Origin of the sequence: Azohydromonas caseinilytica (assembly GCF_012927045.1) — a bacterium.
GTDB classification, from domain to species: Bacteria; Pseudomonadota; Gammaproteobacteria; order Burkholderiales; family Burkholderiaceae_C; genus Azohydromonas; species Azohydromonas caseinilytica.
Genome location: NZ_JABBFW010000014.1, coordinates 12,021 through 25,847 on the forward strand (window position 1 = coordinate 12,021; position 13,827 = coordinate 25,847).

Annotated in this window: 14 protein-coding genes; 6 read left to right on the forward strand and 8 right to left on the reverse strand. The window is 69.1% G+C overall.

The genetic code is table 11. The features are described from left to right. Positions 1-3 precede the first annotated feature (3 nt). Both HHL10_RS18335 and HHL10_RS18340 read left to right on the forward strand, forming a co-directional pair. A complete protein-coding gene (locus HHL10_RS18335) occupies positions 4-2,361 on the forward strand; it encodes a heavy metal translocating P-type ATPase (RefSeq protein WP_169161851.1) in 2,358 nt (785 codons plus the stop codon). Further along, positions 2,358-2,852: an SRPBCC family protein gene (locus HHL10_RS18340; RefSeq protein WP_310734626.1), complete on the forward strand. Its 495-nt coding sequence runs from the start codon at positions 2,358-2,360 to the stop codon at positions 2,850-2,852. Before HHL10_RS18335 ends, HHL10_RS18340 begins: the two co-directional genes overlap by 4 nt. Before the next feature lie 24 nt (positions 2,853-2,876). On the opposite strand, the gene ftsH is transcribed toward HHL10_RS18340, so the two are convergent. The 6 genes from ftsH to HHL10_RS18370 all read right to left on the reverse strand — a co-directional run bounded on the left by ftsH (position 2,877) and on the right by HHL10_RS18370 (position 9,096). Next, on the reverse strand, positions 2,877-4,745 hold the full coding sequence (gene ftsH, locus HHL10_RS18345) for an ATP-dependent zinc metalloprotease FtsH (RefSeq protein WP_169161852.1): 1,869 nt from the start codon (positions 4,743-4,745) through the stop codon (positions 2,877-2,879). A 60-nt stretch (positions 4,746-4,805) separates the two neighbouring features. Further along, positions 4,806-5,456: a DUF6629 family protein gene (locus tag HHL10_RS18350; protein ID WP_169161978.1), complete on the reverse strand. Its 651-nt coding sequence runs from the start codon at positions 5,454-5,456 to the stop codon at positions 4,806-4,808. 45 nt (positions 5,457-5,501) lie between these two features. Then, a complete protein-coding gene (locus tag HHL10_RS18355; protein WP_169161853.1) occupies positions 5,502-5,732 on the reverse strand; it encodes a DUF2933 domain-containing protein in 231 nt (76 codons plus the stop codon). A gap of 53 nt (positions 5,733-5,785) precedes the next feature. Then, positions 5,786-6,457, reverse strand: coding sequence for a methyltransferase family protein (locus HHL10_RS18360; RefSeq protein ID WP_169161854.1), 672 nt, complete (start codon positions 6,455-6,457; stop codon positions 5,786-5,788). 22 nt (positions 6,458-6,479) lie between these two features. Then, entirely contained in the window at positions 6,480-8,267 is a 1,788-nt protein-coding gene (locus HHL10_RS18365; protein ID WP_169161855.1) for a DUF3141 domain-containing protein, read from the reverse strand. A 226-nt stretch (positions 8,268-8,493) separates the two neighbouring features. Next, positions 8,494-9,096 (reverse strand): hypothetical protein, encoded by a 603-nt coding sequence (locus HHL10_RS18370; protein ID WP_169161856.1) that lies wholly within the window; start codon positions 9,094-9,096, stop codon positions 8,494-8,496. Positions 9,097-9,227: 131 nt separating this feature from the next. On the opposite strand from HHL10_RS18370, the gene HHL10_RS18375 reads away from it, so the two are divergent. Further along, positions 9,228-10,490, forward strand: coding sequence for a type II restriction enzyme NmeDI-related protein (locus tag HHL10_RS18375; RefSeq protein WP_169161857.1), 1,263 nt, complete (start codon positions 9,228-9,230; stop codon positions 10,488-10,490). 25 nt (positions 10,491-10,515) lie between these two features. Here the strand turns inward: HHL10_RS18375 and HHL10_RS18380 are convergent, their stop codons facing one another. Continuing rightward, on the reverse strand, positions 10,516-10,755 hold the full coding sequence (locus tag HHL10_RS18380; protein ID WP_169161858.1) for a heavy-metal-associated domain-containing protein: 240 nt from the start codon (positions 10,753-10,755) through the stop codon (positions 10,516-10,518). 238 nt (positions 10,756-10,993) lie between these two features. Between HHL10_RS18380 and cueR the strand changes: the two genes are divergently transcribed. Beyond that, positions 10,994-11,410, forward strand: a complete 417-nt coding sequence (gene cueR, locus HHL10_RS18385; protein WP_169161859.1) for a Cu(I)-responsive transcriptional regulator — start codon at positions 10,994-10,996, stop codon at positions 11,408-11,410. A 33-nt stretch (positions 11,411-11,443) separates the two neighbouring features. Here cueR and HHL10_RS18390 read toward each other — a convergent pair whose 3' ends face one another. Next, positions 11,444-11,881: a hypothetical protein gene (locus tag HHL10_RS18390; RefSeq protein ID WP_169161860.1), complete on the reverse strand. Its 438-nt coding sequence runs from the start codon at positions 11,879-11,881 to the stop codon at positions 11,444-11,446. 155 nt (positions 11,882-12,036) lie between these two features. Between HHL10_RS18390 and HHL10_RS18395 the strand changes: the two genes are divergently transcribed. Further along, on the forward strand, positions 12,037-12,450 hold the full coding sequence (locus HHL10_RS18395; RefSeq protein WP_169161861.1) for a hypothetical protein: 414 nt from the start codon (positions 12,037-12,039) through the stop codon (positions 12,448-12,450). A gap of 83 nt (positions 12,451-12,533) precedes the next feature. Next, complete coding sequence (locus tag HHL10_RS18400) at positions 12,534-13,826, forward strand: TolC family protein (RefSeq protein ID WP_169161862.1); 1,293 nt, start codon at positions 12,534-12,536, stop codon at positions 13,824-13,826. Position 13,827: the final 1 nt, after the last annotated feature.

The window sequence follows — 13,827 nt, forward strand, 5'->3', positions numbered from 1 at the left end:
CCTATGGACACGCACGCACACCAGCACCATCACCACGACCATGGTCACGGTCACGGGCAGCCAGGGGATCTGAAGGACCCGGTGTGCGGCATGGCCGTCACCGAGCAGTCGCCCCACCACCTGCGGCATGCCGGCCGGCCCTACTGGTTCTGCAGCGCCCGCTGCAAGGACAAGTTCGCTGCCGAGCCTGCCAAGTACGTCGGCGGCGTGGCGGCACCGGCGCCAGCGTCGGCGCAGGATGTGGCGCCGCCGCCCGCTGGCACGATCTACACCTGTCCGATGCACCCGGAAATCCGGCAGGACCACCCGGGCAACTGCCCCAAATGCGGCATGACGCTGGAGCCGTTGCTGCCCGACCTGGATGCAGCGGACGAGAACCCGGAGCTCGTGGACTTCAGCCGCCGCTTCTGGTGGACGCTGCCGCTTACCGTCGTGGTCACGGTGCTGGCCATGGCAGGCCACCGCTTCAACTGGTTCGAGATGGCCACGCAAAGCCGCATCGAGCTGTTGCTGTCGATACCCATCGTGTTGTGGGGCGGCTGGCCCTTCTTCGTGCGCTGCGCGCAGTCGATTGCACACCGCAGCCCCAACATGTGGACGCTCATCGGCATCGGCACAGGAGCGGCTTTCCTCTACAGCGTGGTCGCCACCCTGGCCCCGCAAGTCTTCCCGCAGTCCTTCTTCTCGATGGGCCGGGTGGCGGTGTACTTCGAGGCCGCGGCGGTGATCATCTCGCTGACGCTGCTGGGCCAGATGCTGGAGCTCAAGGCGCGCTCGCAGACCTCGGCCGCCATCAAGTCGCTGCTGGGCCTGGCGCCCAAGACCGCGCGGCGCATCCGGCCCGATGGCGGCGAGGAGGACGTGCCGCTGACGCACGTGCACGTGGGCGACCTGCTGCGCGTGCGCCCGGGCGAAAAGGTGCCGGTGGACGGCGTGGTGGTGGAAGGCGCCAGCGCCGTGGACGAGTCCATGCTTACCGGCGAGCCCGTGCCGGTGAGCAAGCGCGCCGGCGACAGGCTCATCGGCGCCACGCTCAACACCAGTGGGGCCCTCGTGATGCGCTCCGAGCGCGTGGGCGCGCAGACCATGCTGTCGCAGATCGTGCAGATGGTGGCGCAGGCGCAGCGCTCCAAGGCGCCGATGCAGCGCATGGCCGACCAGGTGGCCGGCTGGTTCGTGATGGTGGTGGTCGCCATCGCGCTGGTGACCTTCCTTGTCTGGGGCTTGTTCGGTCCGCAACCCAGTTGGGTGTACGGGCTCATCAACGCAGTGGCGGTGCTGATCATCGCCTGCCCTTGTGCGCTGGGCCTGGCCACGCCCATGTCGATCATGGTGGCCACCGGCAGGGCCGCCACGAAAGGGGTCCTGTTCCGCGACGCCGCCGCCATCGAGCGGCTGCGCGAGGTGGACACGCTGATCGTGGACAAGACCGGCACGCTCACCGAGGGCAAGCCCGCCTTCGACCGCGCCGTGCCGGCACCGGGCTGGGAGGCCGATGAGGTGCTGCGCCTGGCCGCGAGCCTGGACCAGGGCAGCGAGCACCCGCTGGCCGATGCGATCGTGAGCGCCGCACGGCAGCGGGGCCTGGCCCTGGACAAGCCGGATGACTTCGAGTCGAGCAGTGGCATCGGCGTGCGCGGCCATGTCGGAGGACGCTCACTCGCCCTGGGCAACACCGCGCTGATGGAACAACTGGGCGTGGCCGTGGACGCCCTCGTGCCGCAAGCCGAGGCGCTGCGCGCCGAGGGCGCCAGCGTCATGCACCTGGCCGTGGATGGCCAGCTTGCCGGCTTGCTGTCCGTGGCCGACCCGGTCAAGGCCAGCACGCCCGAGGCGTTGCAGACCCTGCGCGAGGCCGGGCTGCGCGTGGTGATGGCCACCGGCGATGGCGTCACGACGGCCCGGGCCGTGGCGGCGCGGCTGGGCATCGACGAGGTGCACGGCGAGGTCAAACCGGCGGACAAGCTGGCGCTGGTGGAGCGGCTGCAGCGCGAGGGACGCGTGGTGGCGATGGCCGGCGACGGCATCAACGATGCCCCGGCGCTGGCCAAGGCGGACGTCGGTATCGCCATGGGCACGGGCACCGACGTGGCGATGAACAGCGCCGCCGTCACCTTGGTCAAGGGCGACCTGCGCGGCATTGCGCAGGCGCGCGTGCTGTCACAGGCCTCCGTGGCCAACATGAAGCAGAACCTGGGCTTTGCCTTCGTCTACAACGCGTTGGGCGTGCCGCTGGCGGCTGGCGTGCTGTACCCGTTCACCGGCTGGCTGCTGTCGCCCCTGATTGCCGCCCTGGCCATGAGCCTGAGCTCGGTCTCGGTGATCGGCAACGCGCTGCGCCTGCGCGGCGGCAAGCCGTGACCCAGCCGTTGCGTTTCCGGCACCGCACGGAGGTGCTGGTGAACGCCGATGCCGCGCGGCTCTTCGAGCACCTCGACGACCCGCGCCGGCTGTCCGCCCACATGCAGAAGCGCTCGGCGATGATGGCCGGCGGCACGATGACGCTGACTGCCGATGCCGGCGGCGGGCGGGCCGTCGGCTCGGTCTACCGCCTGCACGGCCGTGTGCTGGGGCTGGCGCTGGATGTGAGTTCCCAGGTCGAGGAGCACGCGCCGCCGCGGCGCAAGACCTGGCTGACCGTGGGCGAGCCGCGGCTGCTGGTGATTGGGCGCTACCGCATGGGCTTCAACATCACACCGTTGGTGCGAGGCTGCCGGCTGGGCGTCTTCATCGAGTACGCCTGGCCGGAGCGCCATCCGTGGCTGGGCCGGCTCTTCGCCAGTGCCTATGCAGCCTGGTGCACGCGGCGCATGGCGCAGGACGCGCAAAGGGCCTTCGCTGAAGACCGGTAGCGGCACGGCGTCAAACCCGTGCCTCTAGGCAACGCGTCTGCCTGCAGCGGCAAGCACGCCGTCGAGCATGCCGCGGTCCACCGTCTCCTTCTCCAGCAGCAACTGCGCCAGCGCCTCCAACTGCTCGCGGCGTGCCTTGAGCGTGGCGGTGACGCGCTCGCGCGACTCTTCCAGCAGCCGCCGCACCTCGGCGTCGATGGCCTCGGCCGTGCGCTCGCTGCACTCGCGCTGCTGCGGCCCGCCCGGCACGGCCAGGAAGGCCGAGCGCGGGGCGGCCTCCCAGGTCGCCAAGCCCAGCGCCTCGCTCATGCCGTAGTGCGTGACCATGTGCCGCGCCATGTCGGTGGCGCGCTGCAGGTCGTTGGCCGCACCCGTGGAGATGTCGTTGAAGACCAGCTCCTCCGCCACCCGGCCGCCCAGCAGCACGTCCAGCCGGTCCAGCAGCTCGCTGCGGCGCAGCAGGTAGCGGTCCTCGGTGGGCGACTGCTGGGTGTAGCCCAGCGCAGCGATGCCCCGCGGGATGATCGACACCTTGGCCACCTTGTCGGCCGTGGTCCGGTGCTCGGCCACCAGCGCGTGGCCGGCCTCGTGGTAGGCCACGAAGCGGCGCTCCTCGGGGTTCATGACGCGGTTGCGCTTTTCCAGCCCGGCCACGATGCGGTCCAGCGCCTGCTCGAAGTCGTGCATGTCCACCGCGTCCTTGCCATGGCGTGCGGCGCGCAGCGTGGCCTCGTTGACCAGGTTGGCCAGGTCCGCGCCGGCGAAGCCGGGCGTGCGCGCGGCGATCGAGTCCAGGTCCACCCCGGGCGCGAGCGTCACCGGCTTCACGTGCACGTCCAGGATCTGGCGCCGGCCCTTCATGTCGGGCTTGTCGATGGAGACATGCCGGTCGAAGCGCCCCGGGCGCAGCAGCGCCGGGTCCAGGATCTCGGGCCGGTTGGTGGCGGCCATGATGATGACGCCGCGCTTGCTGGTGTCGAAGCCATCCATCTCCACCAGCAGCTGGTTGAGCGTCTGCTCGTGCTCCTCATGCCCCCCGGTGAGCCCCATGCCGCGCGCCTTGCCCAAGGCGTCGAGCTCGTCGATGAACACGATGCACGGCGCCTTGGCCGCGGCCTGCTCGAACAGGTCGCGCACGCGCGCCGCGCCCACGCCCACGAACATCTCCACGAACTCCGAGCCGCTCAGCGACAGGAAGGGCACGCCGGCTTCGCCCGCCACCGCCTTGGCCAGCAGCGTCTTGCCCGTGCCGGGCGCGCCCACGATGAGCACGCCCTTGGGAATCTTGCCGCCCAGGCGCTTGTAGCGGTCGGGGTTCTGGAGGAACTCCACCACCTCCATCAGCTCTTCGCGCGCTTCATCGATGCCGGCCACGTCCTTGAACGTGACGCCGGTCTCCTGCTGCAGGTAGACCTTGGCCTTGCTCTTGCCGATGGACATCAGCCCGCCGGCGCCCCCTGCGCCGCCCATGCGCTTCATCAGCAGCCACCAGATGCCGAAGAACACCAGCGCCGGCGCCACCCAGGACAGCAGCATCGCGAGCCACTTGCTCTCGCGCACGCTGCCATAGCGGACCTTGGCCGCGTCAAGCTGCGCCACCAGCCCCGGATCGTCAACGAGCACGGTGGCGAACCGGTGTTCGCCACCGGCGGACTTGAGCTGGTCCACCCGTTCCTTGGGCAACACCTGCTCCAGCCCTTCGGCCTTGAGCGTGCCGCTGGCCAGGCCGTCGGCAATCACCAGATCCTGCAATTGTCCCGCGGCGAGCGCCTGCTTGAACTCGCTGTAGGTCAGCGTCAGCGTGTGGCGGGCGCCGAGGAAATCCTGCAGCAGGCTGATGAGCAGCAAGGCTGCGAACACGTACCAGAGCGAGAAGGTCTGTTTCTTGTCCATCGGCGGTCGAATCGTTGAGGTGGGTTGCAGTTGAAAGGATGGCCTGGCACGCCAGTGCCGTCATGGCTTGAGCGCAGGCGGGGGCAGTCGGCGCTGCGCCAGATGAAGGGCGACGGCCATGCTCAGCACGGCGGCCAGAAAACACCACACCGAAATGAACCACCGCGCATAAAACAGGTAGGCCACCACCGAGGCGGCAAAGGCGAGTACCCCGAACAGTTGGACCCCGCGGTGACTCGACAGCAGCAGGCTGCCGGTGGTGGCCAACAGGTACAGCGCCATGACCACCGGGATGTAGAGGTGGCGCGCGTCGTATTCGATGTGCTGTCCAGTCGGACGGGCGACGATGCCGTCGGCCAGCAGCGTGTACAGGAGGTACAGCCCTACGGCCAGGCCTGCAGCCGCAGTGGCGCCAAGAGCCCTGCGGCGTGGCGGTTCGTCCTCCAGCAGCCAGACCGCTGCCGGCACGTACACCGGCCACAGAACATGGGAGAAGAAGGAGTAGAGCTGCGCGGCTGCGGTGTTGAGCGGCTCGAGCCCTGGGCCGAAGGTCAGCCACACCACGCCTTCGGTGAGTTGCTGGAGGGCGAACAGCAGCGGGATGGCAGCGTAGGCCAGCTCGTGACGCCGCTTGGCCATGTGCAGCGTCATGACGCCGAAACCGAGCAAGAACGTACCGGCTGCCAGGCTGGCGGTGGCCGAGAAGCACATTTCAGTCGGGCCTGTCGTGCCGACCGCCACCCGCAGGCGCCGCGCTCACGGCCTGCCGATGTGGTCATCGCCGCCATCGTGCTCGTGAGCGCGCGTGTTGAGGTACAGCAGCAGCACGCAGACGCCTACCAGCACGTGCAGGCCCCACCCCAGGACATGGGCGCGGTGCTCGCTGACGAGCAGAAACAGCGTGATGGCCGTGAATGCGGCCAGGACCCAGCGGGACCAGGCCCGGGCACGGGGTTGCGGCGGGACGGAAACGGGTTGCTTGTCCATCGGGTGACCTGCCAGTCGATCCAAGGTTTGGCGATTGACGGCTCCTGGCGGTGTCAGGCGCGGCGATGCGGGTCGCTGCCGGGCTGCGGGCGGCCCAGGCGCGGAAAGAAGCGTGGTGTGCGGGCCGCGTAGCGCGTCCACTCGCTGCCGAAGGCCTGCTCGGACGTCCGCTCCTCGGACAGGGCCAGCCGCACGTACATGAAGACCAGCACCGGGAACATCGCCAGCGTCAGGATGGTGGGCCACTGCAGCAGGAAGCCGAACAGGATCAGCACGAAGCCGACGTACTGGGGATGGCGCACACGGGCATAGGGGCCGGTGGCGGCCAGCGTGCCGCGGCGCTGGTTAGCCCACAGCACGCGCCACGCGGCCGACAGCAGCCAGAAGCCGCCGCCGATGAATGCGAAGCTCAGGAAGTGGAAGGGTCCGAAGTGCGGGTTGGCGCGCCAGCCGAACATCACTTCGAGCAGGTGCCCGGCATCGTGCGACAGGAAGTCCACGCCGGGGAATCGCGAGCCCAGCCAGCCCGAGAGCAGGTAGATGGTCAGCGGGTAGCCGTACATCTCGGCGAACAGCGCCACCACGAACGCGGAGAACGCACTGAAGGAACGCCAGTCGCGCGAGCTCTGCGGCTTGGCGAAGCTGAAGGCAAAGATGATGAAGACCAGGGAGTTGACGATCACCAGGCTCCACAGGCCGTAGGAGGGTTGCGCGGAATGGTCCATGAGGCTTCTCCTGTTGATGCGGTCAGGCGCAGGCCGATGAGCCGTCAACGGCCGCGGTACTGCGCTCGGATGCCGTCACGCGGTGGACCGCGCCATGCGAGCCGCCATCGTCGCGATCCATGCCGTGCGCGTCCGGCACGCGGTACGGCGCAGCGCATGCGTGCAGCAGATCGAACGCCGCTTCCGCCCAGCGGTCGCGCAGCAGCCGCCAGGCCGTGATGCTGTTTTCCGTGGCGGCGCTGGCCAGGCGCTCCACCTGGAACCACGGGTTGGACGACCGCGCGGGGTCCTCGGCGCCGGCCGCCTGTAGCGCCTGCCTGGCCACGGGCAGCGCGCCCAAGGCCGGCACGACTTCCTCCGACCAGCAGCGCCGGCTGGTGCGCATCGGGTGCCACTGCTCCATCAGCCACGCGCCTTGCCGCGTTGCCCACAGCCGCACCACGGGTGACACCAGGGCCGTGTAGAGGTCATCGAGCTGGTTCGAGAGCCGGCTCACGGCCTCGAAGCCGGGCCCCGGCGGCTCGAAGGGAAGCTCCTCCACCCTGCGCGGCACGAACTCCGCGGCCGGCACGGCGCCGTCGCGGACCTTGTTGCCCAGGCACATCTCGTACAGCCCTGGAGGCAGTGCCTGGATCGCCGCGGCATGGTGCAGGATCGCCCGGTGCTCGCGCTTTGCCACGTCCGCCGAGACGAAGATGCCCAGGTGCCCGACGTCCTGGTGCAGCAGGTAGACGATGCGCTGCCCGGCATCGACCAGTGCCTGCGTCGAGGGGTAGACCGCCTGCAGCCACCCCAGCGCCTGGTGTGGCGGCGTGATGTTGTCGCCATGGGAGCTGAAGACGACCAGCGGCGTGCGCACGCGCGCGAGGTTGGCGTGGCAGTGTCCGTCGATGACGACTTCGCCGTTCTCCAGCCGGTTGCCGATGAAGAGCTCGCGCACGATGACCAGGATCTCCTCCCGGCCCAGGAAGTAGAAGCCGTTCCACCAGCGCTCGAACTCCAGGAAGCGGTCATGCTCGCGCTCGGGGTTGGCGAAGAGGGTGTCGTACTTCCTCCAGAGCCCTTCAGGTCGCAGCAGCTCGAAGTTCTGCACCAGCCAGGCGCCGTCGAATCGGCCTGCACCCACGTCCGCCACCCAGTGCGCCAGCCACGCGCCGCCAGTGAAGGCCCCCATGAGCCGCAGCGGGTTGACGTCGTTCTCACCGGCCCAGTAGGACAGGGGCGAGCCGTTGAGCACGGCCAGCCCGGCGCGGCGGTTGCAGTGGGACAGGGCCATCGCCACGGCCCAGCCGCCCTGGCAGTTGCCGTAGACGATCGGCTCGGTGCCGGGATGGCGGTTGGCCACCAGATCGATGAAGCGGGCCAGGGTCTCGACCACCGCACCCATGGTCTGTCCTTCCACCGGCTCGGGATCGAAGACGGCGAAGTAGACGGGGTGTCCTTCGACCAGGGCCATGCCGACTTCCGAATCCCGCCGGAAACCGCCAATGCCCGGGCCATGCCCGGCACGCGGATCGACCACGAGGACCGGCGCGGCACCGGGGAGCACGTGCTGCTCCAGATGGTCGGAGCCGCAACGGGTGATGCGCAGCAACTGGTAGTTGGAACGCGGATGGCCGTCCCGGCCGTCGGCGACTTGCTCGGCCTCGAAGTGCAGCAGCGGCGGCATGCCTGCAGCTTCATGCTCGCGCATCACGCGGGCGCGCTCACGCAGCGTGTCCATGGTGGCCACCGTGCGCCAGGCCACATCCGCCCAGTAGCGCAACAGGGCTGGCGTGCTCCAGCCGGCGTGGGGTGAGGAAACATGCATCGTTGAGATCCTTCCAACTGGCCGCGCGAGATGTCTTGGGCCGGCTTCGCGCAGTGAGACAGTCAGGCGCCTGGACCGGCCGCCGTAAGCGCGGGTTCGGAAAAGGACGAGAAGGAAAGGCCCGCGACCGCAGCCGCCCGCTTCGCCAAGGCGATGGAGTGCAACGACGGCAACGGCACGGACGTGTGCGCGCGGACAGCGGGAGCTGTCGCCCCTCACGTGCGCGCTATAGCGTCAGCCGCCGCAATGTGATCGGTATGGGAGGACCCGCCGCGACGTCGGGTGGCGCGCAGACCGAGCGCGCGCTCAAGGACGGCGGCGCTGGAATCACCAGGGTGATGAATACCGTCGGCAGCCATGCCAGGCTTGTCAGGTCGGGAACAGCCTGCCATGTGGAAACCGCCACGGAGGACTCTTCGCAGAAATCCAGACAGTTGGCCTGGCTCTCGTTGTCGTGGCCGTCATTGTGATGGTGGCTGGACGCCTCGGCGTGCTCGACCAAGGCTGCGCTGGCATCGCCAGACAGGCGCAGCGCGCAGGCGTTGGCCACGCTCATCGCGACCCCGAACAGCCACGCCAACAGCACCAGGGCTGCCCAGCGGCGTAGCTGTCGATGGTGGAAACGCATGGGATGGCTGTCGCGTTCAAGACGTGTTGCGGCCAGCATAGACACGCACCACCCCGCGCGTTTGATCTGAATCAATCCCGCGCGGCCCCATGAAGCGCAGGTCGCCGGGCGGCGTACGCGGCACAAGTGCTGGCCGGGAATCCTGATCAGGTCGCCGCCGCGGAGCGTTTGCAGGTCCCCGTCCTGTGCCTGCAGCGTCAAGAGTGTGCAAGGGACACTGCATCGGGCGGAGCTCGGTGCACGGACAACAAGTTGATCTGCCAGAAGCGCGCCGCAGCTCGTGGGACTTACCATCCCGGACCCTGTACGACAGCTCAGACCCGGAAGACCCGATGCACGACACCCTGGCGATCCTGATCGACCACTGGAAGGCGGACCCCCACAGCACCTACAACACCTGGTTCCTCTGGGACGAGCGACTCAAGAACTTCCGCTCCATCCGGCGCGGCATCGGCCAGGTCGTGCGCGAGATCGAGGCCGGCACCTTCGGCAATGCCTACCGCGGATCAGCCTTGGAAACCGTGGTCGGATCGGTGGCCGAGCAACGCCAGCTCTTCAAGGGTGCGGACCATGCTTTCCTGTGGAAGCCCAAGCTGCGCATCCCCGACATCTACGAGAACGCCGCGAACCAGAAAGCCTTCGCGCGGCTGCTGCACAGCTGCGACTGCTGCGACACGGCCGAGGCCGTGATCGAGGCCATCCAGCGCATCGACGCGCTGCAGATCAAGGGCCTCGGACCAGCGGTGGCCAACCTGCTGTACTTCATCCATCCCACGCTGGTGATGCCTTTCAACACCGCCATGGTCAAGGGCTACAACGCGGTGACGGGCGGCAACGTCAAGCTCGGCCGCTGGGACCACTACCTCTCGATGCGCGAGGGCGCCATCCGGCTCAACCAGGCGCACCGCGCGCAGCTCTCCAACGACCTGGGCGCGATCGCTGGGCTGCTCTTCGACATCGGCAGCGGCCGCTATGCCGCACCGCCGCGCGAGGACGATGCGGCGGCGCTGCTGGCGTGGGAAGCCGACCTGCAGAAGGTGCGCGAGGAGTCCGCTGCCGCGCAAAAAGCCTGGGCGGCGGCCAGCGAGAGCGACGCCACGCACACGCAGGTCCAGGGCTGGCTGCGCGACCTCGGTCACGCGCTGGGTTTCAAGGTCTGGATCGCCGCCAACGACCGCAGCCGCGAGTACGCCGGTTCCCGCCTGGCGGACGGGTGCCTCACGGAGTTCCCGGCCATGGCGGGCGCGGGCCTTGAAGCCGTGCGCCTGATCGACGTGGTGTGGATCGATCCCGGCAACGCCAAGGTCGCCGCGGCTTTCGAGGTGGAGCACTCGACCTCGATCTACTCCGGCATCGTGCGCATGCTGGACCTCGCGCTGGGCACCGAGATCGGCGAGGGCAGCGCGCTGTTCCTGGTCGCGCCCGACGACCGGCGCGAGGACGTGCGCCAGCAGCTGCAGCGCCCGGCGTTCTCGCGCGTGTCGTCCCTGGGCATCCGCTACCTGCCCTACGGCGAGCTCAAGAAGAACATGGAGCCGATGCGGCGCTTCGGCTCCGGGATGAAACCGCTGCTGGAGATCTCGCAGCGGCTGTAGCGGCCCCGAGGGGACTACCTGCGCTTTATCGGCAGCAGCAGCCGCCACGCGCAGGGGCTGCCGCGGCGGGGGCTGCGGCCGGCTCGTAGCCGGCGTTGGTCAATGCGCGCGCCAGCACCTCGCGGCCGGCATCGCTTTGGACCCGGACCTTCTTCTCGGCCAGGGCGACATCGACCCGGGCGTCCGGGTCCACGCCCTTGAGGGCCTGGGTGATGGCGCCGACGCAGTGGCCGCAGCTCATTTCGGGAACGGTGAACTCGATCATGGTGGTCCTCCTGGTGGGTTGCTGACGGTCATAGCTTCGACCTTGCCACCATGGGAAGGTCAAGGCACCGAACGAAATGATGTCAACACCAACATGGCCATAAGGAGGTCCGTCTTTACCTTCCCTTCGTGGCAAGGTTGATACTGGCAAGGGCAGGTTCGTGGTATCGAGCCGGTCACGATGTCGTGAGCAGGCGCCGCCATCCGGACCTGTGCGTCGTCCAAGGAGGAGCCTTGCCATGCTGTCTGCAGCCATTGACACCCAGAGCCTGAACATTGGTGAGGCGGCTGCCCGCTCGGGCGTGTCGGCCAAGATGGTGCGGCACTACGAGTCGTTGGGTCTGCTTCCCAAGGTGCGCCGCACAGACTCGGGCTACCGCCAATACGGTGAAGCCGAGGTCCACACCCTGCGCTTCATCCGCCGGGCGCGGGACCTGGGCTTTTCGATGGCGGAGATTTCCGAGCTGCTCAAGCTCTGGCAGAACCGCCGGCGCAGCAGCGCCGCGGTCAAGCGCATCGCACAGGAGCACGTCGCGGATCTGGAGCGCCGCATCGCCGAGATGACGGCCATGAAGGAAACGCTGGAGCAGCTGGCCTCCAGCTGCCATGGCGATCACCGCCCGGACTGCCCGATTCTCGACGACCTGCAGCACTGAGCTCCAGGACAGACGACGCCCGGCACGGACTGCTTATCGCTGGGCGCCTTCGCGCGGTGACCACTGGCCGCTGAACAGCAGCGCTTCCATTTGCCGGCGCTCCTCCACCGTGGGCCGCGCCGAGGAATGCATGGCAGGGGCGCCAGGCTCCAGCGGGGGGCGCTGAGGCAGATCCGGCGTGGGATCGAAACGACCCTGGCCGTCGAAGCTCACCCAGCCGTACCACTCGTTGACCACGCGCGCGGGGCTGCCATTGCTCAAGCGCACGTACCAGTCCGCCAGCCGCAAGCGCCTACCAGCGAAGACCATGCTGCCTGCACCGTCGCGGGCCAGTGCGACGTACAGGCCATGCGGCAGCGGATGAACTCCGCCGCTGTCGTCGATCAGGAAGACGTACGAGGCATGCTCTGCCGGTTGGGGAGCATCTGACCCCGAATCTCCTGCGCGCGAAGGAGAGCCGGAACCGTTCATGATCACCTCCGTCGGCGGCGATGAATACGCCGAAGCGCAACTGTGCACGAAACGTGGCTGCACCCGGGGCAAGAGCGGTTCCTGTCGTGCAGCCCAGCCTTGGGCCGCTTGATACAACTCAATCGGATGCGCCGCCTCTGGCCTAGACTGCAAGCATGCGTCTCGCCTCCCGTCACCGTCGCGGCCTGGCCACCTGGCTGGCTGCGTTCATGCTGCTCGTGCAGCTGGTGACGGCTGCCTATGCCTGCCCGCGCACCGAGGGTCGCGCCGAAGCAGCGGCTGCCGCGGCCGACGAGCTGATGCACGAGTGCGACGGCGACATGCATGCGGAGATGGACCCGGATCAGCCGCAGTTGTGCAAGGCACACTGCGATCAGGGCACCCAGTCCGTGAACCCGCAGGCCAGCCCGGAGCTCCAGGCGTCACTGGCTGCGCTGCCCGTGCTGCTGTGGGTGTTTCCGGTACTGAGCGAGCCGCCTTCGGTGGGGGCACGCTCCAGGGCGCCGACACACGGCCCCCCACGGGGCTCACCGCCTCTCTATATCTCGCTGCTTTCGCTGCGGAATTGACCCTGCGGGCCGTGCTCGCGCCACGCCACCAAGGTGTGCGCTGACGCCTCCCCGTGTCGGTTCCTTCACTGCGAAAGCTCACCATGTTCCTAATCCCGACGGGCGCGCGCGCGGCGCGGCCCGCTGCCGTCGTGCATCGACGGCCCCGGCTGCGCCGCCTGGCCGCGGCCTGCGCCCTGGCGCTGGGCGCCCTTCACTTTCCGGCTGCCCTTGCCGGCCTGGCCTTTGACGAGGCGGTCGAGCTGGCCCGGCAAGTCTCACCATCCCTGCGGGCCCAGCATGCGACCTTGGCCGGGTCACAAGCCGCTCACCCAGCCGCGGCAGCATTGCCGGACCCGCGCGTGTCGGTCGGCGTGGAGAACCTGCCGGTCACGGGCATGGATCGCTGGCGGCTCACGCGTGACTCCATGACGATGCAGCGCATCGGCGTCATGCAGGAGATGCCCAACCGCGCCAAGCGCGAGGCCCGGGCCCAGCTGGCGCAGGCCCGCATCGAGCGCGAGCGCAGCCTGATCGCTGTGTCGGAACTCCAGGTCAGGCGTGAGGTGATGCGCGCCTGGGTCGCTGTGCATTTCGCTCAAGCGCGCCTGGCCTTGCTGGAGGAGGTGAGGCGCGAGAACCGGCTGCTGCAGCAGACGCTGCCCGCGCGCATCGCCGCGGGCAGCGCCCAGCCGGCCGAGCTGACCATGGCGCGCCAGGAGGCGCTGGACCTGGACGACCGCCAGGACGAGCTTGCGCGCGATGTGGCCAAGGCCCGCGCCACGCTGCGGCGCCTGGTGGGGCCGCGCGCCGACGAGCCGCTCTCGGGCGAGCCGCCCGCGCTGCCGGTCGATGCGCCGGCCCTGCGCACGGCGCTGCACCGCTACGCCGAGCTGCAGCCCTACGAGGCGATGGCCGCCATGGCCCGCGCCGAGATCGGCGAGGCGGAGTCCGAGAAGCGCGGCGACTGGGCCTGGGAAGTGGCCTACGCGCGGCGCCCGCGGTTTGATGACATGGTGTCCTTCCAGGTGAGCTTCGACCTGCCGCTGCGCCAGGGCCAGCGCCAGGAGCCGCAGATCGCGCTCAAGCGCCGGGAGCTGGAGCGCGTGGAGGCCGAGCGCGAGGACATGGCCCGGCGCCAGGCGCAAGAGGTGGACGCGCAGCTGGCCGAGTTGCAGGCGCTGGAGGCGCAGGCGCAGCGGCTGCGGCTTGACGGACAGCGACTGGCCACCGAGCGGGTGTCGTTGGCAACCGCCGCCTACCAGGCCGGCCGCGGTGACCTCGGGGCGGTGCTCAGCGCCCGCACCGCGGCGCTGGAGCTGCGGCTGCGCTCGCTGAGCCTGGACGCCGAGCGCATGGACCTGCGCGTGCGCCTGAACACCCTGATCGCCGAGTGAC